The sequence below is a fragment of the Hymenobacter bucti genome, from assembly GCF_042681145.1.
GTDB classification, from domain to species: Bacteria; Bacteroidota; Bacteroidia; order Cytophagales; family Hymenobacteraceae; genus Hymenobacter; species Hymenobacter bucti.
Map to the genome: position 1 here is coordinate 324,270 of NZ_JBHUFD010000001.1, position 18,542 is coordinate 342,811.

Below are 18,542 nucleotides of genomic sequence, written 5' to 3' on the forward strand. Positions count from 1 at the left end.
AACTAAATCTGTGCGTTACCTCTTTCCCATCGTCCTCATCGTCACGGCGATTGCCATTAGCTTCTACGCTTACCTAGGCGGCCTGCGCACACCCACCGTAGCCCTCGAAACCACGCCCACCACGCTGCTGGCGGGCCAGGGTTATAATGGCAAGGTGGATGAAAAACGCTTTGGCGAGCTGTTTCGGGAAGCCAAAACCGCCCAGGAAAACGGTAGCCTGGGCACCGGCCTAGCGCTGGCTAATTTCTACAGCAACAACCCCGAGGCGGCCCACGACACCATCCAGGCCTTCATCGGCCTGGCCGTGGCCGACACGGCCAGGCCGCTGCCCGCTGGCTGGCGTTACCGCGTGGTGCCGGCCGGCCAGCGCATCATGCGCGCCCAGATTAAGGGCGTGAGCTTCCTGCTGGCGCCCGACAAGCTGTACCCAGCCGCCACCGAGGCCATCAAGGCCCAGAAGCTCACGCAGCGCGGCAATTTCTACCTGGAGCGCTTCGGCACCGACGAAATTTCGGAAATGTGGATAGGGGTGAAGTAGGCTGAGCGGCCTGGGCCAGAGCCGCTCAGATAGTGAGGGCGATACTGAAAGCAAGCATCGTCAGGAAGCTGCGCCGTACAGCTTCTAAAATAAAGCTACTGCTTTATAGATTAGCTAGTTAGCCAACCTTTGGCGGGTGGGGTAAGTACAAAACGAGGGTGTGGCGTAGTGTTTTGGGTCCGTTTCGAGGTCCCCAAAACACCACGCTGCGCGCCAGTACTGCCCTCACCCTAACGCCATATTCGCATGCTAGCTATGACATATCGCGGTCCGAAACGCATTCGGGCCGTCCAAAAACCAATGCCCGAAATCAAGCATCCCGAGGATGCGATTGTGCGGGTAACCCGGTCGTGCATCTGCGGCTCCGACCTGCACCTCTATAACGGCAACGTGCCCGACACGCGCGTGGGCGCCACCTTCGGGCACGAGTTTACGGGCATCGTCGAGGAGATTGGTTCGGAGGTAACCAACGTGAAGGTGGGCGACCACGTGCTGGTGCCCTTCAATATCGCCTGTGGCCGCTGCGTGTTTTGCAAGCAGGGCTTGTTTGGCAACTGCCACGAAGCAAACCCCCAGGCCACGGCTGCGGGCGGCTTCATTGGCTACGGCCACCTCACGGGCGGCTACAACGGCGGGCAGGCCGAGTACGCCCGCGTGCCCTACGCCAACGTGGGCCCCACGGTAATTCCGCCCGGCATGGACCCCGAGGACGCCGTGCTGCTCACCGACGTGACGCCCACGGGCTACCAGGCCGCCGAGATGGGCGGCATCCAACCCGGCGACACGGTGGTGGTGTTTGGGGCCGGCCCGGTGGGCATCATGGCGGCGCGCTGCTCCTGGCTGTTCGGGGCCGGCCGCGTCATCATTATTGATAAAGAAGACTACCGCCTGGAGTTTGCCCGCAACTACGCCAAGTGCGAGGCCTACAACTTTCAGGAAATGGCCGACCCGGTGGTTTTTATTAAAAAGATTACCGACTGGCTTGGGGCAGATGTGTGCATCGACGCGGTGGGTGCCGAAGCCGCCGGCAACGTCATGCAGACCATCACGGGCCGCAAGCTGCTGCTGCAAGCAGGCTCGTCTACGGCGCTGCATTGGGCCATCAACGCGGTGCGCAAAGGTGGTATCGTATCGGTCGTGGGCGTGTACGGCCCCACCGATAACCTCGTGCCGATGGGCAGCGTGCTCAACAAGGGCATCACCATCCGGGCCAACCAAACGGCCGTAAAGCGCCACCTGCCGCGCCTGATAGAGCACGTGCAAAACGGCGTGCTCAATCCCAAAGGCCTCATCACGCACCGCATTCCGCTGGAGGAAGTGGCCGACGGCTACCGGATGTTCTCCGCCAAGCTCGACAACTGCATCAAGACCGTGCTCATTCCCCCGGCTGCCGGGATGTAGCCTATTGTTATTATGGAACCTACCACTAATCCTTCGCAGCTTCCGGGCTGGGGCATCGACAACGACCCCGACAACGACCCGACCTACCCCATGCGGCAGCGCCACGCCGACGACCCTAGGGGCTATACCTGGGAGCGCCCCACGCAACAGGTCGCCGACGTAGAAATCCTGATGTCCATCGAGCGGCCCAACCTGCCGGCGGTATTCGGTACCTCTGTGCCCCCCAGCGGCCTCAGCGGCATGATTCGGCGCATCGCCTTCAAATACGGCGAAAGCGACTACCGGCACTGGTTGCCCCTGCTACTGGCCGACCGCGTGAACGTAGTAGAGGGCGTGCTCGACGACCTGGCGCACGGCCAGGTGCCCAATATCTTCGCCGAAAAGGGCTACAAAATCGAGTGGAAATACGACCGCACCGGTCTGATAATCAAGCTAGCCACGGCCGCCGCCCTTGTGGGCGGCGCGGTGGTGCTGCTTTCCAGCAAGAGCAAGAAAAAAGGCAAAATTCGCTCGGCTAGCTAGCATAAGATAGCTTCAAGCTGTTAAGTGGGTACAGCTTCTAGGCTGCCAGAAGAGGGTGTATGCTTAAGCCACGGCTCAAGCATACACCCTCTTTTCTTAGCGTCCAAAATAGTAAGTCCCACTAAAAGTTAGGTAACTTATCCCAAAGCCTGCTCCAAAGGATGAGCCGTTGCTAGTGCCACTATCGAGTACGTTATTGTCTGATTCTATCTTGCTAGTGTAGTGCGAGTAGCCGACATTACCCACAGAAGCACCAATGGAAAACTTAGGTACCGGAAAGAACACGATGCTGGGGGTAAGGGCCGCCGAAAAACCATTACTAGTACCGCGGCTACCACCGCTAGCGTAGGTAGATGTGCTAGTGCCATGGGTATAACCCGCATTCAGCGTACCTACGAGCCCAAAATGGTCAGTGAACAGGCGGTAATACTGAACAAAGGCTCCTAGATTAAGCTGACTATTTCGCTGGTCGCCACCAGCTATATCAGGGCTATCGTATGAGTAAGCGGTTTTTGAGTTGTTCTGGGCAACACTTAGGCCAATCGCCAGATTATCAGCTACAAAATAGCCGGCCATTGGATTTATCGAAAAGCTTTTGTAGACAGCATGTTGGGTGGTGTTCAGATAGCTTGTTCCCGTATAGTAGTTGTAGGAGTTATCGTTACTCTGTTGGGAATACCCCACGCTGCCACCTAGCTGCACGGTGCCCGCCTTAATAATCGTTTGGGCGTAGCTAGTCGCCCCTATTAAGCTAAGTGCTGCGGTGATAAGAAGCTTTTGCATGCAAGAGTAAGATGAAGGAAAAGTGTCTTAGCTCTACGCTGGCAAATACTAAAATATTGTAATGCTACATGAGAGAAACGGAGCAGCGCTTCGCTCAACACTAACCAAAAGAAAAGGCCGCTTGTCTCGCAGAGACAAGCGGCCTTTTCCTAGAAGTCGGGGTGGCAGGATTCGAACCTACGGCCTCGTCGTCCCGAACGACGCGCGCTACCGGGCTGCGCTACACCCCGAAAACTTAACGATATCGAGGGGGTCGATACCGCGTCGGGAAATTCCAATTCGTTAAAAAGTAGACCTAAAAAAAGCCCCCGACCCGAAGGTCGGGGGCTTTTTCGTGGGGCAACTAGTCCCTCGGTCGGAGTGGCAGGATTCGAACCTACGACCTCCAGCACCCCATGCTGGCGCGATACCAGGCTACGCTACACCCCGAGGGAATTGGAGGCACAAAGGTAGCAGAAAAATTGGGAATAGCGCAAGCCAGGCAAGTTTTTTTTCAATTAATGCTATTCTAGGTGCCGCGGCTGGCAAGGTTTTCGCCTGCTAACCCGGTCAATGCCAGCTCGAAAAAAAGCGGTTCGTCGTACCTTTAACCCACTGAAAAAACCTTTATCGCTGAGTGTCATGAAAGTATTATTTACCTGCGCCGGGGCGCTGCTATTTGTCTCGCTCGCGGGCCACGCCCAAACCAAGCCGGCGCCTAAACCCGCGCCAGCTACCGCTAAGCCCGCGGCAGCGGCGGCCAAGCCGGCACCGGCTGCCGCCACCGCCGCTGATGCCGCCGACCCCGCTGCCCCTACTACGCCGGTGCCCATCGCGCTGGCACCCGTGACGCCCGCGGCCGACCCTAACGCGCTTAAAATCAAGGCTGATATCAACCCCATCACCCACAAGCTCACCGTGCGCTGCGACGCCGTGGGGCCGACCCGCGTTGAAATCAACGACAAGGAAGGTCGCCCGGTCCTCACCAAAACGATGATGGCCGGCACTACGCCCGTCGTCCTCAACACGGCTAAGCTGCCCGCCGGCCCCTACGTAGTGCGCTGTACCGCCGGCGAGAAAACCGGGATGCGCCGCGTAATGCTCGGTGACTAGCAGACCCAGTAAAAGCAAGCGGGCGAGCAAAGAGAATTATTTTCTCTTTACTCGCCCGCTTTTTTATGATACTGCTTATTCGCTTACCACCTCGGTCTGCAATTGCCGCTCGTAGAGGGCGCGGTAAAGGCCGTCGGCCTCGGCCATGAGGGCGGCGTGGGTGCCGTGCTGCACGATTTGGCCATCGTCTAGCACCAGAATTTGGTCGGCCAGCTTCACCGAACTCACGCGGTGCGAGATGATGAGGCTGGTGCGGTTCTTCATCACGCGCTGGAGGCTGTCTAGAATAGCGTTCTCGGTCTTGGTATCGACGGCGGAGAGCGAGTCGTCCAAAATCAGAATTTTGGGCTCTTTTACCAGGGCGCGGGCGATGCTGACGCGCTGCTTCTGGCCGCCCGAGAGCGTGATGCCGCGCTCGCCCACCTTGGTGTCGAAGCCCTCGGGGAAGCGGATGATATTCTCGTATACGTCGGCGTCGCGGGCGGCCTGGGCCATGCGCGCCTCGTCGGGCTCGTTGAGGCCGAAGTTGATGTTGTTGCGGATGTTGTCGGAGAACAGAAACACGTCCTGCGGCACGTAGCCAATCTGCTCGCGCAAGGACGTGAGGGCATAGTCGCGCACGTCCACCCCATCGACCTTGATATCGCCGCTCGTCACGTCGTAGAGGCGGCAGAGCAGCGCGGCCACTGTGCTCTTGCCCGAGCCCGTGTTGCCGATGATGGCCAGCGTGTGGCCGGGCTGAATGCGGAAGCTCACGTCGCGCAGGGCTTTGATGCCCGTGTCGGGGTAGGTGAAGGTGACGTGGTCGAACACGATGTCGCCTTTGATTTCCTGGCTCACGTCGCGGCGCGACACGATGTCGGTTTTCTCGTCCAGAAACTCGTTGATGCGGGCCTGCGAGGCCTCGGCCCGCTGCACCAGCGACGAAGTCCATCCGAGGGCCGTCACGGGCCAGGTCAGTAGGTTGACGTAGATGATGAACTCGGCGATGGTGCCCGTGGTGATGGTGCCGTTGATGACTTCCTGGCCGCCAATCCAGACGGTGACGACCGTGCTGATGCCCACCAAAAACATGATGAGCGGAAAAAATAACGAATTGACAAAGTTGAGGCTGAGCGACTTGTCTTTATACTCGTTGGTAGCCGCCGTAAACTGCTCCAGCGAGTCTTGCTGCCGCACAAACGACTTGAGCACCCGAATACCTGAAAAAGCCTCCTGAGTAAACGTGGTCATGCTGGCCAGCGCCCGCTGAATGTCATCCGACTTCTTCTCAATCAAGTTGTTGATGTAGAAGATAGTAACCGATAAAATGGGCAGCGGCAAAATGGTGAGCAGCGTCAGCCGCACGTTGACCATCAGCATCAGCGGCACCACCAGAATAAAGAGCACCACCAGCTGCAAAAAATACATGATGCCCGGCCCCAGGTACATGCGCACGCGCCCCACGTCTTCGGAGATGCGCGACATGAGGTCGCCGGTGCTGTGGCGGCGGTAGAAGCTGAGCGGCAGCGACTGGTAATGCTGAAATATCTGATTTTTCTGGTCGTTCTCAATCAGGCGCGACATCACGATGAGCGTCTGGCGCATAAAGAACAGAAAGATGCCCCGCAATAGCGCCAGGCCAATGATTAACATGCCGTAGAACAGCACGTTGCGCCCGAACAGCTGGTACACGCCCGCCTGCGACTGGGTGCCCGCAAAGAGGTGGTAGAGGTCAATGCCCTCATTCACCAAATCGAAGGAGTAGCGTACTAGCTGCGCCGGAAAAATAGTCAGCAACGTGCTGAGTATCACGAAGAGTACGCCGCCCAGAAAGTGCCACTTGTAGCGGAAGATGTGGACGTTGACGGCGGCAAGCGAGCGGGTTGGCATAGAAGCGGGGTAGGAGCGGGAAGCGGGGCCGGAACCGGAAAAAAACGGGTACTTTTGCAGTCCCAAACGGCCGGTAGGCGGGCTGGGGAAGCCAGCCGAACCACTACTTAACAAAGTTACGGCGCACTCTTCCCAGCCGCTGCCGCGCGGCAGCCGCAAAACCCGCCGAATTAATTGTGCCCCTTTGACTGTTAGCGGTCAGTTCCTTTTTACCGCTTGGCCGCCCTGCGGCTTCATTCTAACTGATACGTACCCGAAATGCTAAATCGCCGCCTTCTCAGAATCAAGGTCATGCAAGCTCTCTACGCCTACCAGCAGGCCGTAGCCGCCGACTTGCAGCTGGCCCACGACCGCATTGCGGCGGCATTTGAGCCCGACCTCATGGCCGACGTGGCCCCCGACCGCCGCCTGCTTGAAGGCCAGCGCAAGCTGGGCGAAGTGCAGCTGCGCGAGTGGCACCGCACCGGCGAAATGCCCGAAACCGGCTCGGACGACAAAGAAGTGGCCGCCGCCCTCAGCGACGCCATCGACTACTACCAGCGCATGGTGCAGAAGGAAGGCACCTTCTACGGCGGGCAGCTGCTGCACGGCGCCGAGAGCATTCACGACCAGTACTTGCACCTGCTGAATATGCCGCAGGCGCTGCTCGAAATCATCACCGAGGACAATGAGCGCGAAGCCCGCCGCTTCACGGGCCCTCGGTTCGAGGCGGAGGGCACGGCGCGTCTTTTCGGCAACGCGGCCTTTGCCAAGCTCAAGGAGAACGAGCAGCTGCTGCAAACCACCATCAAGCGCAAGCTGCAGTGGACCGACTCGGACGAAATCGAGGCCCTGCGCGAGGCGTGGCAGAAGGAGATGAAGCCCAGCGAAGCCGTGCAGGCCTACCTAGGCGGCAAAAACACCGGCCTGGCCGAAACCGACTACGAAACCGATATGGAGCTGCTGCGCCACCTCTATAAGGACTTCGTATTCAAGGGCGAAGCCCTGCCGCGCTACCTCGAAGCCAACGACCTGAACTGGGAGGAAAACCGCCCCATCGTGCGCAACCTGGTGCTCAAAACTCTGAAAATGCTGCCCCAGTCGGCCGACGAAAAGCAGGAGCTGATGAACCTGAGCGCCAACTGGCAGGACGACCGCGATTTTGCCGAAACGCTCTACAAGCAGACGCTGGAAGACGATGCCAAGTCCGAAAAGCTCATCGCCGACTCGGTGCAGAACTGGGACGTGGACCGCGTGGCCCTGCTCGACAAGATTATTTTGAAGATGGCGCTCTGCGAGATGCAGCTCTTCCGGGGCATCCCGGTAAAGGTGACTATCAACGAATATATCGAAATCAGCAAGCTTTACAGCACCCCGAAGAGCAAGCAGTTCGTAAACGGTATTTTGGATAAGCTGGCGCAGGACCTGGCTGCGAGCGGCGAGATTCGCAAATCGGGCCGCGGGCTGCTGGATAACCAGTAAGTCGTTGCTGGATATGTAGTAAGATAGAACGTCTGTCATGTTGAGCTTGTAGCAGTTTTCGGTACCTAGTTTCCCAACCTCTTTTCCTTTTTCCCACCATCCTTCCCACCTGATTAAACACGTTGCGATGACGAGCCCTAGGCCCCTAATCACTACTCGTTAATCACTAATCACTAAAAAGAATCATGGCTAGTAAAACCATCACCGGCCTGCTTTGCTTCACGGGCGGCGCCCTTGCCGGGGCGGCCGTTGGCCTGCTTTACGCGCCCGAAACCGGCCGCGAAACCCGTTCTTTTCTCAGCTACCAGCTCGAAAAATACCGCTCCGTTTTGGCTGACCTCACCGAGAGCCTGGTGACGAGTCGCGACAACACGCCGTCTTCGGCCAAGAGCGAAGGCCAGCGCGTGATTCAGGATGCCAAAACCAAGGCCGAGCAATTGCTGGGCGATGTAGACCAGCTCATTAGCCAAATAAATTCGCGCCGCACCGGGCACTAAGTGTCCGGCCAGGCCGAGATTTGACGATTCAGTGGCGTAGTTTGTACTGGCGTATCGGGCGGGCTGAGCCCTAGCTTGGCCCACCCAATACGCCGATTACCCCGCTCCCTCACCACCACGTTTATGCATCTCGTAACGCTCATCCCCGGCGACGGCATTGGTCCCGAAATCACCCAATCCGTAGTCGATATCTTCGCCGCCGCCCAGGTTCCCGTGCAGTGGGACACTCACAACGCCGGCGAAACGGCCCTGGCCGAAAGCGGCAGCCTACTGCCCCAGGGACTGTACGACTCGCTTGAGCGCACCAAAGTAGGCCTGAAGGGGCCCGTTACGACGCCCATCGGCAAAGGCTTCAAAAGCGTGAACATCACGCTGCGTCAGAAGTACGACTTGTACCAGAATGTACGCCCGGCCCAAACTACGCCCGGCATCAAAACGCGCTTCGAAGGCATTGACCTGGTGCTGTTTCGTGAGAACACCGAAGGGCTGTACGCCGGCCTCGAGATGTACGACGAGCGCCTAGGTATCGCCGATTCCATCAGCCGCATCACGGTGGAGGGCTGCCGCAAAATCTGCCGCGCCGCCTTCGCCTACGCTTCCAAGCACGGCCGCAAGCACGTGACGATGGCCCACAAAGGCAACATCCTCAAGAACGCGGGCAAGCTGATGCTCGACGCCGCCAAGGCCGCCGCTGCCGAGTTTCCGGAGGTCACGTTTTACGACGACCGCATCATCGACAACATGTGCATGCAGCTAGTGGGCAAGCCCGAGCAGTTCGACGTGATTGTGACCACTAACCTGTTTGGCGACATTCTCTCGGACCTTTGCGCCGGCCTCGTGGGCGGCCTGGGCGTGGTGAGCGGCGCCAACATCGGCGACGACATGGCCATTTTCGAAGCCGTGCACGGCTCGGCGCCCGACATCGCGGGCCAGGGCAAAGCCAACCCCACCGCCCTGCTGCGCTCGGCCCTGATGATGCTGGAGCACCTGGGCGAGAAGGAGCACGCCGCCCGCATTGAAAAGGCGCTTAACGAGACCTTCCTGCAGAAGGAGCAATGCACCGGCGACCTAGGCGGCAAAGCCTCAACCAAAGAATTTACCCAGTTTATAATCGACAAGCTGTAGGGGTCAATGAGCAATCAATAATGAGCAATGAGCAGGCTGACTATTCGGTCTGCTCATTGCTCATTATTAATTGCTCATTGACCCAAGCGTATTTTTGTTATATGAAAAAAGTTAGTGTACTGCTAGCGCTCAGTCTACTGGCTGCCAGCTGCAACCGCGACAAGCCCACCGAGGCCGGCACCCAGGGTATGAACGCCGCCGCCGCCGCGGCCGATGACAACGCAAAGACCAACCCGACCATCGACAACCCCAACGTGGCCAGCGACACCGAGGCGCCCAACCCCGACGCGCCCGTGATGACGTTTGCCGAGTCGCAGTTCGACTTCGGTGATATCAAGCCCGACAGCAAGGTGTCGCACACCTTCAGCTTCACTAACACCGGCAAGACGCCGCTGCTCATCGCCGATGCCACCGCCTCGTGCGGCTGCACCACCCCCAACTGGACCAAGGAGCCCGTGGCGCCCGGCGCCAAGGGCACGCTCGACGTGCAGTTTGACAGCCGCGGTAAGCAGGGCCTCATCAGCAAGCAGGTGAGCGTGCGGGCCAATACCCAGCCCGGTACCACCGTTATTTACATCAAAGGCAACGTACTCACGAAGTAGTATAGGCCACGAAATGAGGAGGTGAAAAGCAGCTACGTATGGGCTGTTAGTTCACATCCTTCTCTTTAATTTCTCCCAGCTCATGACCTTTCTTACCCTTCTCCTCCAAACTACGACTAGCGGCGGCATCATGCAGCTGGTATTTCCGGTGGCCATCGGCCTGGTGCTGTACTTCTTCATGATTCGGCCGCAGCAGCGCAAAACGGCCGATGCCAAGTCCTTCCGCGAGTCGCTGGTGAAGGGCACGCGCGTGGTCACGATTGGCGGCCTGCACGGCCTGCTGGTAGAGGTAGGCCCCGAAACCGTGCTGCTCGAAGTAGAGCGCGGCCAGCGCATGCGCTTCGACCGCTCGGCCATTGCCCGCGTGGCCGGCAGCACCACCGCCACCGGCGAAACCGTAACTGCTACCACCATCTAGGATGGCTGACCTGGCGCCCCGCCTCCTTGCGCGCTTGCTGCGCCCGTTGGCGGGGCACCAGGCCAGTTTTTACCAGGCGGTGCTGGCCTGCTTCGTCATTGCCAGCACGCTGTGGATGCTGCGGGCGCTCAATACCAGCCACGTGGCGGCCCTCGACTACCCGGTGGCCTGGCGCTACAATGCCCAGCGCTACCACCCGGCCCGGCCCTTACCGGCCACGGTGCGAGTAGAAGTGCGTGGCAACGGCTGGCGCCTGCTCAGCCGGGCGCTGCACTTCCACCTGCCGCCCGCCGAGGTGCGCCTGCGCCTGGCGGGTACGCCGCCGCCGCGCTCGCCTTTGCGCCCGCCCTTGCGCCGCACCCTAGGTACCCTCAAGTTAGTGTCGCTGCCCGCCGACTCAGCCACGTTTTACCTGGTGCCGGGCGCTGCCGCTGATTCCACCGGGAAGCGCTGAGTTGTAGCTCATTCGGCCTCCGCGACCGCAATTTTTAATTCATAATTTCTAATTCATAATTAAGAATGTTGCGCATTGGCATCACCGGCGGCATTGGCTCGGGCAAGAGCACGGTGGCGCGGCTCTTCGCTGCCCTAGGGGTGCCCGTGTACGACTCCGACAGCCGGGCCAAGGGCATCATGGCTACCGACTTGGTGCTGCGCGAGCAGCTGCTGGCCGCCTTCGGCGCCGAAACTTACTCGTCCGACGGCCTGCTCAACCGCCCGTACCTAGCGCAGCGCGTCTTTGGTGATGCGGCGCAGGTGGCCCGGCTCAACTCACTGGTGCACCCTAGGGTAGGGGCCGACTTTGAGATGTGGGTGACGGCGCAGGCCGCCGCGGGCCAGCCGTATATCCTCAAGGAAGCGGCCCTGCTCTACGAGTCGGGCGCCTACCGGCAGCTCGACCGCATCATCATGGTATTCGCGCCGCCCGCGGTGCGCCACGCCCGCGTGCTGCACCGCGATGCCCACCGCTCGGCCGCCGATATCGAGGCCATTATGCGCCAGCAGATGAGTGACGAAGAGAAGCTGGAACGGGCCGACTACGTCGTCTACAACGATGACTCGCAGCTGGTGCTGCCCCAGGTACTGGCCCTGGACGCGGCATTTCGAGTCAATGAGTGAATGAGTGAGTGTTTCTGTCAGAATTCATTCACTCATTCACCAACTTACTCCTTCACTCATTGACCACCTCACCGAATGATGGGGTAGCGCTCGAAGGGACGGTCTACGAACAGCTTGCGGTAGGTGGCGTGGGTCTTGATGATTTTGGCCCCGATGCTGCGCGTGATGACGAGCATGCGGGGGTTGAAATCGCCAATCCAGTTCATCTCGATGTTGGCGTAGCCACCCGCGATGAACTGGTGCTGGGTAGCCAGCGTCAGGGCGTTTTCTACGCCTTTGCCCTGGTGCTCAGGCACTACGCCGTAGATGATGCCCAGGAGCTTCTTGTCGGGGCGGCGCATGTAGCGCCACTGCTCCCACACAAAGCGCAGCTTACCCAGCACATCGAGAGTGGGGCCGATATGCCTGAAAATCTGGTTTAGTTCGGGCAGGTTCAGGAAGAAAGCCACCGGCTCATCCTGGTAGTAGGCAAAGCCCAGGATGCGCTCGTCAAGCACGGGCTTCATCTCGCGCACTAGGTGGCGGGCCGCATCCAGGCTCATGGGCTTCACGCCAGTGTGCTTACCCCAGGCTAGGTTGTAGACGTGGTGGAAGTCGCGGGCTAGCTTTTCGGGTTCGGCCTTGCGGGCGTGGGTGAAGAGGTAGCCCGCCGCCGTGAGCTCGTCAAGCTTCTTATAAAAGCTGGGGTGCAACACCTGGGGCACCGGGCGGTGGCAGGTATACTGCTTGAAGTAGAGCTGAAGGCCATACGCTTCCAGCAGCCGCTGGTAATAAGCCGGGTGCCAGAACATGCCGTAGTTGGGCTCGTGCTCGAAGCCATCGATGAGCACGCCCCAAAACCGGTCGCGGTCGCCGAAGTTGATGGGGCCGTCCACGGCCAGCATCCCGCGGGCTTGCAGCCACTGGCAGGCTGTGTCGAGCAACTCGTTGGCCGCCGCCTGGTCGTCGATGCACTCGAAGAACCCTAGGCCGCCGGTGGGCAGCGTGGGGTCGGTGGCGGTGGCGGTGAGGGGGTTGACGAAGGCCGCGATGCGGCCGACAACCAGGCCCGCGGCATCGGTGAGCAGCCAGCGGCAGGCCGAGCCGCCCGCCGCAAATAGCTTGTTTTTGGCCGGGTCAAACACGGCTTCCAGCTCGTTGTCGAGCGGGTTGATAAACACGGGCACGCCTTGGTGCAGGCGGCGCGGCAGGTCGCAAAACTGCTGCTGCTGGGCGGCGGAGAGGACTTCGAGAAGGGGCATTTGCACAAATATAGCTTGGCCCCCGCTGGCCTAGGTGGCCCCTGGGGCACCCTAGGGTGCCTTGGGGCGGTAAGCTCGGCCGCAGGCGGCGGCCAGCAACGCGCCCAGTCGCCGCGCGCTTACTCTGCTTCTTCGGGGGGAAGCTGACGCTGAAAATGCCGTTGCAGAATGTCATCGACTTTGGCCCGCGTCAGGGGTTTGCTAACCCAGTCGGCCACGGGTAGCTTGGCCATGCGGGCCTGGTCGCGGGCGTGCACCGAGGTGGTGAGCACGATGACGACGGGCGGCGGACTAGGCGGCTGCATGTAGGCTTCCAGAAACTCAATGCCGTCCATCACGGGCATGTGCACATCGAGCAGCACCAGGGCGGGGCAGGGGGCGTCGTCGGGGGCGTTTTCGGCTAGCAGCGCCAGCGCATCGGCGCCGTTTTCGGCTACCAGGCACTGGTCGGTTACGCCCAGGCTCAGGAGCAGCTGCTCGTGCAGGAAATTTGTGGTTGGGTCGTCATCGACCAACAAAATGCTGGATAGCTTTTGCATGGCTACACGAGGTAAAGGAGGAGGGAATTCTTTAGGAAGGAAAGGTGACGGTGAAAGTAGAGCCGACACCGGCTTCGCTCTGCACCGCGATGGTGCCGCCGGCGTTTTCTATCATCCGCTTCACCATGTAGAGGCCCACACCCGAGCCGGCTACGTGGTCGTGCAGGCGCCGAAACATGGTGAAAAGCTTATGTTGTTGGTCTAGGGTGAGGCCGAGGCCGTTGTCCTGCACTTCGAGCACGGTGGCCGTGGCCGTGTGGTGGCAGCGGAGCTGCACCACGGCCGGCCGCTCGGGGTGGCGGTACTTGAGGGCATTGCTAAGCAAATTGTAGATAAGGCTGCGCAGGTTTTGCGGGGCAAACGACACGGTGGCGCAGTTGTCTAGGTCTACCAAGAGCTCGGCGCGGGCTTCTTCCAGCTGCGTAGCCAGGTCGAGGCGCACGGCCTCTACGGCGGCGGCCAGGTCCACCTCTTCGGCGGGCTGCGTGTGGGCGTGCTGAAGCTTGGCCAGGTCTGTGAGCTGCGCGATGGTGAGCTGAAAGCGTTCGATGGCGCCCTGCATCATGCCCAGCACGCGGGGCACCAGGCCAGCTTGCTGGGCCGCGGTGGGCAGCTGCTTGCGCAGCAGCAGCAGCAAGCCCTCAATGTTGGCAATGGGGGCCTTGAGGTCGTGCGAGGCGGTGTAGATAAAATTGTCGAGGTCGGTGTTAGTACGCGTCAGCTGCTCATTGGCCGCCAGCAGGTTTTTGGCCAGGGCCTGGGCCTGCTGCGCGCTGGCCACCACGGCCTGCCGGGCCAACACCTGCTCGGTCACGTCGTAGGCAAACACCGAGATGCCCCGCGGCTGCCCCTCTTCCAGGTAGGGCTGGTAGGTAAAGTTGAAGTACGCGGTTTGGGGCCCGGTGCCGCCGGGTTCGGCAAGGCTGAGCGGCAGCTCCGTGCCCTGGTAAGGCTCGCCGGTGCTGTACACGTGGTCGAGGAGGGTCGCTAGGCCCTCGCCGGCTAGTTCGGGCAGGGCTTCGTTGAAGGAGTGATGAAGCAGATTGCGGCCCGGAAAGAGCCGTTGGAAAGCTAGGTTGTGGTACTCGAACCGGTGCTCGGGCCCCCACATCAGGGCCACTAGCGCCGACGTTTGCTCGAATACCTGGTAGAAGGTTTCGTGCTCCTGCGCCCGGCGCTGCATAGCGGCCAGCACCTCGGCCTGCAGCTTTTCGGCGCGCCGGTGGGCCAGAATGTGCTCGGTGATGTTGAGAATGAACATGACCACCCCGTCGATGTGGCCGTGCTCGTTGTAGCGCGCCTGCTGCACATAGTGCAGGTAAAACTCTTCGGGCGGCCGGCCTTCGCGGCGGGCCAGGGTCACGCGCACCCCAATTTCTTCCTGGGTTTCGCCGGTTTGGTACACCTGCTGCAAGGTTTGCCAGATGATGCTGCTGGCCAGTTCGGGCAGTACTTCCAGCAGGGGGCGGCCCAGCAGCTCGCGGCCGGGCAGCAGCCGCTGAAAGTCGGCATTGACGAGCTCATACACCATGTCGGGCCCATCGAGCACGCAGATGGCGGCCGGCACTTGCTGAAAAAAGCTGGCCAGCCGGCGGCGCTGGCGCTCGGCCTCGTCGCGCGCCAGCTGCGCGGCCTGCACGCCCGCCGCCACGCGGGTTTCCAGCTCCTGGTTGAGCTGCCAGAGCTGCTGCTGCGCCTGCACCAGCTCTTCGTTGTTGGCGTGCACCTCCTCGTTAATGGAGTGCAACTCTTCATTCAGGGTGCTCAGCTCCGCATTGAGCGCCTGCACCTGCTGGCGGTCATAGGCCTGCTCGCTCACGTCCAGGGCCACTACGGCAATGCCCGTAACCTGGCCTCCGGGCTCGCGCAGCGGGTGGTAGCCAAAGGCCCAGTGCGCGGGGCTGCCCGCGGCGCCGCGGGCCGTAGCGGCCACCGGCTCCTGCGCCGAGTAAGACTGGCCAGTGACCATAATGTCGGCCAGCCGCTGCCGGAGCAAGTCGGTGGCCATGGCGGGCAGCACCTCAAACAGCGGTTGCTCGAGCAGCTGCTCGGCGGCGTGCTGCCAGAGGGCGCACATGGCGGGGTTGGCTAGCTCTACCACGTGCTGCGGCCCGCGCAGCACCGCAATGGCCACCGGCGCCTGCTCGAAGAGGCGCTGCCACTCGGCTCGCTGCCGCTCGCGCTGCTGCCGGGCCAGCACCTGCCGGGTCACGTCGTGGGCCGCGATGGAAATCAGGTGGGCCTGCTCGCCTTCGGAGTGCGACTGGTACTGAAAGCTGAAGTAGTACGTTTGGGCCTGCTGCGTGCTGGTGGGCAGCACGAGCGGCACGTCGGGGCCGGTAAAAGGCCCCCCGGCGCTATTTAAGTGCCGGAGCAGGGTTTCGAGGTGCAGCGGCACCTCGGGCAATGCCTCGGTAACCAGCTGGCCCACTAGCAGCCGGTCCGGAAAGAGCTGTCTGAAGGCCTGGTTGGCGTATTCGATGAGATAGGCGGGGCCGCGCACCAGGCACATGGCAGTGCTGGCCTGCGCCAGCACGCGCTGGGCCACCTCGGCCACCGGTAGGCCAGCCAGCGGCGGGGGCGCCGCCCCCGGCTCAGCCGCCGCTTCGGTTAGGCTGACGACCAGTAGCTCGGCATCGCGCTGCGCCACCACGTGCAGCCGCCGGGCGGGGCCCGTGGGCGGCACGTGGTCGTAGGTGTGGTAGCCCGCTTGGGCCGACAAAAAAGTATCGCGATAAAAAGTAAATACTGCCGTGGCCTGGGGAGCCAGCGCCAGGAAGGAGCCGGCCGGGTGCTCGGGCAGCCCGAGCAGGCGCTGGGCGGCCGGGTTGAGGCGCACGTAGACCAGGTCAACGACTTTGGCGGGCCGGCCCGCCGCAAACACCGGCCGCAAGTACACGATGCCGGTCTGCGACGTGTCGAGCAGCGCTTGCAGAAGCGCCTGGGGGGCAAGCCGCTCGGTCAATGGCTGGGTGGATGCGGGCATAGCGTAGGCTCAAAAACATATACCAATACTGGTATATGTGGGTAAGGTTGAGCTGCCCGCTGCGGTCTGGTCAACAACTCATTCTCCTTCTCCCGCGCAGGCAATATACAGACGCTGGCCCTAACACTAAGTTGCACTGCATTGCCCTGGTCGGGTAGCTAATTAAGCGCCACCTCCAGGGGCGAGGCCAGGCGCTGGGCAAAGGCCGCTAGGTAGGCATCCCAGGCCACTGCCGAGGCAAACTGCCCGCTCTTTTGCCAGCCAAAGCCGGCGTAAAAAACGACCGTGCCCTGGGCGGGCCGGGTCACCATATAGAGCTGGCTCTGGTCCTTTTGAGCGCTGCGGTGGTCCTGGTAGTCAGTGAGGTACCTAGGGGCTACCACCACGCCGGTACCCAGATACGAGTCGTCGATTTTTTCCCAGTAGCGGCACCAGCCGGCCCGGCGGTCGGCGTTGACCTCGCCCTTGGCCTCGTGCAAAGTCAGGCCGATGGTGCAGTTGGGCAGCGGCTTATCAGCGCTCAGCTGCTCCTCGTAGCGCGTCAGGTTCGAGCCTAGGTCAAGGCTGATGACTTTCTTCTCCGTCACCCGGCGGCCGTTGGCGTCCCAGGGCGCGTAGGTCAGCTCAAACACCGTGCGGATGGGGCCGGTAGCCAGCACTTTATACGAGGTGAAGTTTTTGGAAATGTATAGCTTGTCGCCGTCGAGCACGCCAGTGCCGCCCACGCCGCGGCTGGTGCCCACGTGGTAGGGGTCGTAGCCCTCGCCGGTGTCGGTGTGGTAGGCAAAGGGCTTCTCGTGCACGTGCCGCCCGTACCACTTGTCGATGATGGGGTAGGGCACGCGCTTCAGCCAGCAGTCCATGCCGCTGCTGAGCGTGCCGTTGGGGTCTTTCTTATCGAAAAGCTGCTCGGCGTTGGGGCCGTAGGTGCGGAAGGCCACCCGCTCATTTTCCCAGGCAAAGTCGTCCGTCCGCTCGGGCACGAAGCGCGCAAACGTGGTGGGCGCCCCGGCCGGCGCCGGGGCGGGCGCCGCGCCCGCCGCCAGCCCAAACCGCCGGCTGCCCCCGGCCGGCAGCGCCGTTTGAAACAGCAGCTCGTCGGGCTGGCCGTCGGCGTTGCTGTCCAGCAGCTGGCTCGGTAGCACAGCGTTGGTTTGCAGGTCTTTCACCACTACGTAGCGCAGGCCGGCCACCGGCCCTAGGGCCTTGAGCTGGCTCACGGGCACGCTCACGGTTTCGGCCGGGCGGGCCACGTTCAGGCGGTTGCGCACCGTTACGGTGGGCGCCGCCGGGGCGGGTTTGTGGGCAGTGAGGCCGCCCGCCAGGGGTAGCGCTGCTGCCAGAAGCAGGGTCTTTTTCATAAGCGGAAGAAATGCCGCGCCGCGGCTATCTAGGTAGCTGGGCCAGCTCTTTTTGGGTGATGCGCAGCACAGTGCCGTGGCGGGCGCCAGCCGGAAACTGCACGCGGTCCGACTCGTCGGTCCAGTGCGTGAGGTCGGTCGAGGACACCATGCCATACTTGTGCTCGGTGTATTTATCAAAGTAAACCAGCCACTTATCGCCCAGCTGAATGGCCGTGGGCCCCTCGGCCCAGTACTTGCCCGTGATGGGCGCCGAGGGCGGGCCGTAGGGCCCCGCGGCCTGGTCGGCAAAGGCCACGCGCAGGTTTTTCTGCACCGGCTCCTTGGTCTCGTCCTTCAAAAACATGGCGTAGCGTTTCCCCACGGGCTGAATGGTCGCGTCGATAACGTTAAAGCCCTGGTCATAAAGCACCTGAGCGGACGAGTAGGTCTTGAAATCCTTGGTCGTGACGTAGTAAATACGGTGGTTATTACCGCCTTCCACCGTCGTTTCGCCCGCCGGAAAGCGACCCGGAATCGTGGTGGCCCAGTAGATGAGGTACTGGTTGTGGGGAGCGTCGTAAGTGATTTCGGGCGCCCAGCAGTTCTTGGCGGTGGGCTCGGCAGCCATCACTGGTATTTCCTGCTGCGGGCTCCAATGCACCAGATCTTTAGAAGACGCGTAGCCAATGCTGCGGTCGTGCCAACTCGTGGTCCAGACCATGTGAAACTGCCCGTCTTTGCCCCTGATGATGCAGGGGTCACGCATGAGCTTGTCCGGGCTCACGGTGGGCGCCAGCAGTGATTTATCCTGGTTGAGGGCCGTCCACTGCAAGCCGTTGGGGCTGGTGGCCAGGTGCAGCCCGTCTTCGCCGTTGCCCTTGAAATAGGCAAACAGTAGCACCTCGTCCTTCTTCAGCGGCTTTTGGGCGTGGCTAGCGAAGGTGGTGAGGGCGAGGGCGCTGGCGCAGAGTAGATGAGGGAGTAGCATGTGTTGTTTGCGTAA

Annotated in this window: 18 protein-coding genes and 2 tRNA genes; 11 read left to right on the forward strand and 9 right to left on the reverse strand. The window is 61.3% G+C overall.

Going from position 1 to position 18,542, the window contains the following annotated elements:
• The first annotated feature begins 10 nt into the window (after positions 1 to 10).
• The 3 genes from ACFSDX_RS01300 to ACFSDX_RS01310 all read left to right on the forward strand — a co-directional run bounded on the left by ACFSDX_RS01300 (position 11) and on the right by ACFSDX_RS01310 (position 2,461).
• Positions 11 to 538 carry a hypothetical protein gene (locus ACFSDX_RS01300; RefSeq protein ID WP_382311341.1) on the forward strand — a complete coding sequence of 176 codons (528 nt, stop codon included), beginning with the start codon at positions 11 to 13 and terminating at the stop codon, positions 536 to 538.
• Positions 539 to 784: 246 nt separating this feature from the next.
• Positions 785 to 1,939: a zinc-dependent alcohol dehydrogenase gene (locus ACFSDX_RS01305; protein ID WP_382311343.1), complete on the forward strand. Its 1,155-nt coding sequence runs from the start codon at positions 785 to 787 to the stop codon at positions 1,937 to 1,939.
• Between the two features lie 12 nt (positions 1,940 to 1,951).
• A complete protein-coding gene (locus tag ACFSDX_RS01310; RefSeq protein WP_382311344.1) occupies positions 1,952 to 2,461 on the forward strand; it encodes a hypothetical protein in 510 nt (169 codons plus the stop codon).
• 96 nt (positions 2,462 to 2,557) lie between these two features.
• Here ACFSDX_RS01310 and ACFSDX_RS01315 read toward each other — a convergent pair whose 3' ends face one another.
• The 3 genes from ACFSDX_RS01315 to ACFSDX_RS01325 form a co-directional block, all read right to left on the reverse strand.
• The gene (locus ACFSDX_RS01315) at positions 2,558 to 3,244 is read right to left on the reverse strand and encodes a hypothetical protein (protein ID WP_382311346.1); all 687 of its coding nucleotides are present in this window, start codon (positions 3,242 to 3,244) and stop codon (positions 2,558 to 2,560) included.
• 156 nt (positions 3,245 to 3,400) lie between these two features.
• Positions 3,401 to 3,474: transfer RNA gene (locus tag ACFSDX_RS01320), tRNA-Pro, on the reverse strand.
• Positions 3,475 to 3,599: 125 nt separating this feature from the next.
• Positions 3,600 to 3,673, reverse strand: a tRNA-Pro gene (locus ACFSDX_RS01325).
• Positions 3,674 to 3,865: 192 nt separating this feature from the next.
• Here ACFSDX_RS01325 and ACFSDX_RS01330 point away from each other — a divergent pair.
• The gene (locus ACFSDX_RS01330) at positions 3,866 to 4,336 is read left to right on the forward strand and encodes a hypothetical protein (RefSeq protein WP_382311348.1); all 471 of its coding nucleotides are present in this window, start codon (positions 3,866 to 3,868) and stop codon (positions 4,334 to 4,336) included.
• Between the two features lie 75 nt (positions 4,337 to 4,411).
• On the opposite strand, the gene ACFSDX_RS01335 is transcribed toward ACFSDX_RS01330, so the two are convergent.
• Entirely contained in the window at positions 4,412 to 6,208 is a 1,797-nt protein-coding gene (locus tag ACFSDX_RS01335; RefSeq protein ID WP_382311350.1) for an ABC transporter ATP-binding protein, read from the reverse strand.
• Positions 6,209 to 6,499: 291 nt separating this feature from the next.
• On the opposite strand from ACFSDX_RS01335, the gene nusB reads away from it, so the two are divergent.
• From nusB to coaE, 7 genes are all read left to right on the forward strand, one after another.
• Positions 6,500 to 7,669, forward strand: a complete 1,170-nt coding sequence (gene nusB, locus ACFSDX_RS01340) for a transcription antitermination factor NusB (RefSeq protein WP_382311352.1) — start codon at positions 6,500 to 6,502, stop codon at positions 7,667 to 7,669.
• Positions 7,670 to 7,854: 185 nt separating this feature from the next.
• Entirely contained in the window at positions 7,855 to 8,166 is a 312-nt protein-coding gene (locus tag ACFSDX_RS01345) for a YtxH domain-containing protein (protein ID WP_382311354.1), read from the forward strand.
• A 123-nt stretch (positions 8,167 to 8,289) separates the two neighbouring features.
• Positions 8,290 to 9,291, forward strand: a complete 1,002-nt coding sequence (locus ACFSDX_RS01350) for an isocitrate/isopropylmalate dehydrogenase family protein (RefSeq protein ID WP_382311356.1) — start codon at positions 8,290 to 8,292, stop codon at positions 9,289 to 9,291.
• Positions 9,292 to 9,392: 101 nt separating this feature from the next.
• A complete protein-coding gene (locus tag ACFSDX_RS01355) occupies positions 9,393 to 9,893 on the forward strand; it encodes a DUF1573 domain-containing protein (protein WP_382311358.1) in 501 nt (166 codons plus the stop codon).
• A gap of 82 nt (positions 9,894 to 9,975) precedes the next feature.
• Positions 9,976 to 10,311: a preprotein translocase subunit YajC gene (yajC, locus tag ACFSDX_RS01360; RefSeq protein ID WP_382311360.1), complete on the forward strand. Its 336-nt coding sequence runs from the start codon at positions 9,976 to 9,978 to the stop codon at positions 10,309 to 10,311.
• Between the two features lies 1 nt (position 10,312).
• Complete coding sequence (locus ACFSDX_RS01365) at positions 10,313 to 10,765, forward strand: hypothetical protein (protein WP_382311362.1); 453 nt, start codon at positions 10,313 to 10,315, stop codon at positions 10,763 to 10,765.
• Between the two features lie 65 nt (positions 10,766 to 10,830).
• The gene (coaE, locus tag ACFSDX_RS01370) at positions 10,831 to 11,430 is read left to right on the forward strand and encodes a dephospho-CoA kinase (RefSeq protein WP_382311364.1); all 600 of its coding nucleotides are present in this window, start codon (positions 10,831 to 10,833) and stop codon (positions 11,428 to 11,430) included.
• A gap of 68 nt (positions 11,431 to 11,498) precedes the next feature.
• Here coaE and ACFSDX_RS01375 read toward each other — a convergent pair whose 3' ends face one another.
• The 5 genes from ACFSDX_RS01375 to ACFSDX_RS01395 form a co-directional block, all read right to left on the reverse strand.
• On the reverse strand, positions 11,499 to 12,671 hold the full coding sequence (locus ACFSDX_RS01375) for a hypothetical protein (RefSeq protein ID WP_382311366.1): 1,173 nt from the start codon (positions 12,669 to 12,671) through the stop codon (positions 11,499 to 11,501).
• A 119-nt stretch (positions 12,672 to 12,790) separates the two neighbouring features.
• A complete protein-coding gene (locus ACFSDX_RS01380) occupies positions 12,791 to 13,210 on the reverse strand; it encodes a response regulator (RefSeq protein WP_382311368.1) in 420 nt (139 codons plus the stop codon).
• A gap of 31 nt (positions 13,211 to 13,241) precedes the next feature.
• The gene (locus tag ACFSDX_RS01385) at positions 13,242 to 16,196 is read right to left on the reverse strand and encodes a PAS domain-containing protein (RefSeq protein WP_382311370.1); all 2,955 of its coding nucleotides are present in this window, start codon (positions 16,194 to 16,196) and stop codon (positions 13,242 to 13,244) included.
• A 158-nt stretch (positions 16,197 to 16,354) separates the two neighbouring features.
• Positions 16,355 to 17,557 (reverse strand): DUF4861 domain-containing protein, encoded by a 1,203-nt coding sequence (locus ACFSDX_RS01390; protein ID WP_382311372.1) that lies wholly within the window; start codon positions 17,555 to 17,557, stop codon positions 16,355 to 16,357.
• Positions 17,558 to 17,582: 25 nt separating this feature from the next.
• Complete coding sequence (locus ACFSDX_RS01395; protein ID WP_382311374.1) at positions 17,583 to 18,527, reverse strand: glycoside hydrolase family 43 protein; 945 nt, start codon at positions 18,525 to 18,527, stop codon at positions 17,583 to 17,585.
• Positions 18,528 to 18,542: the final 15 nt, after the last annotated feature.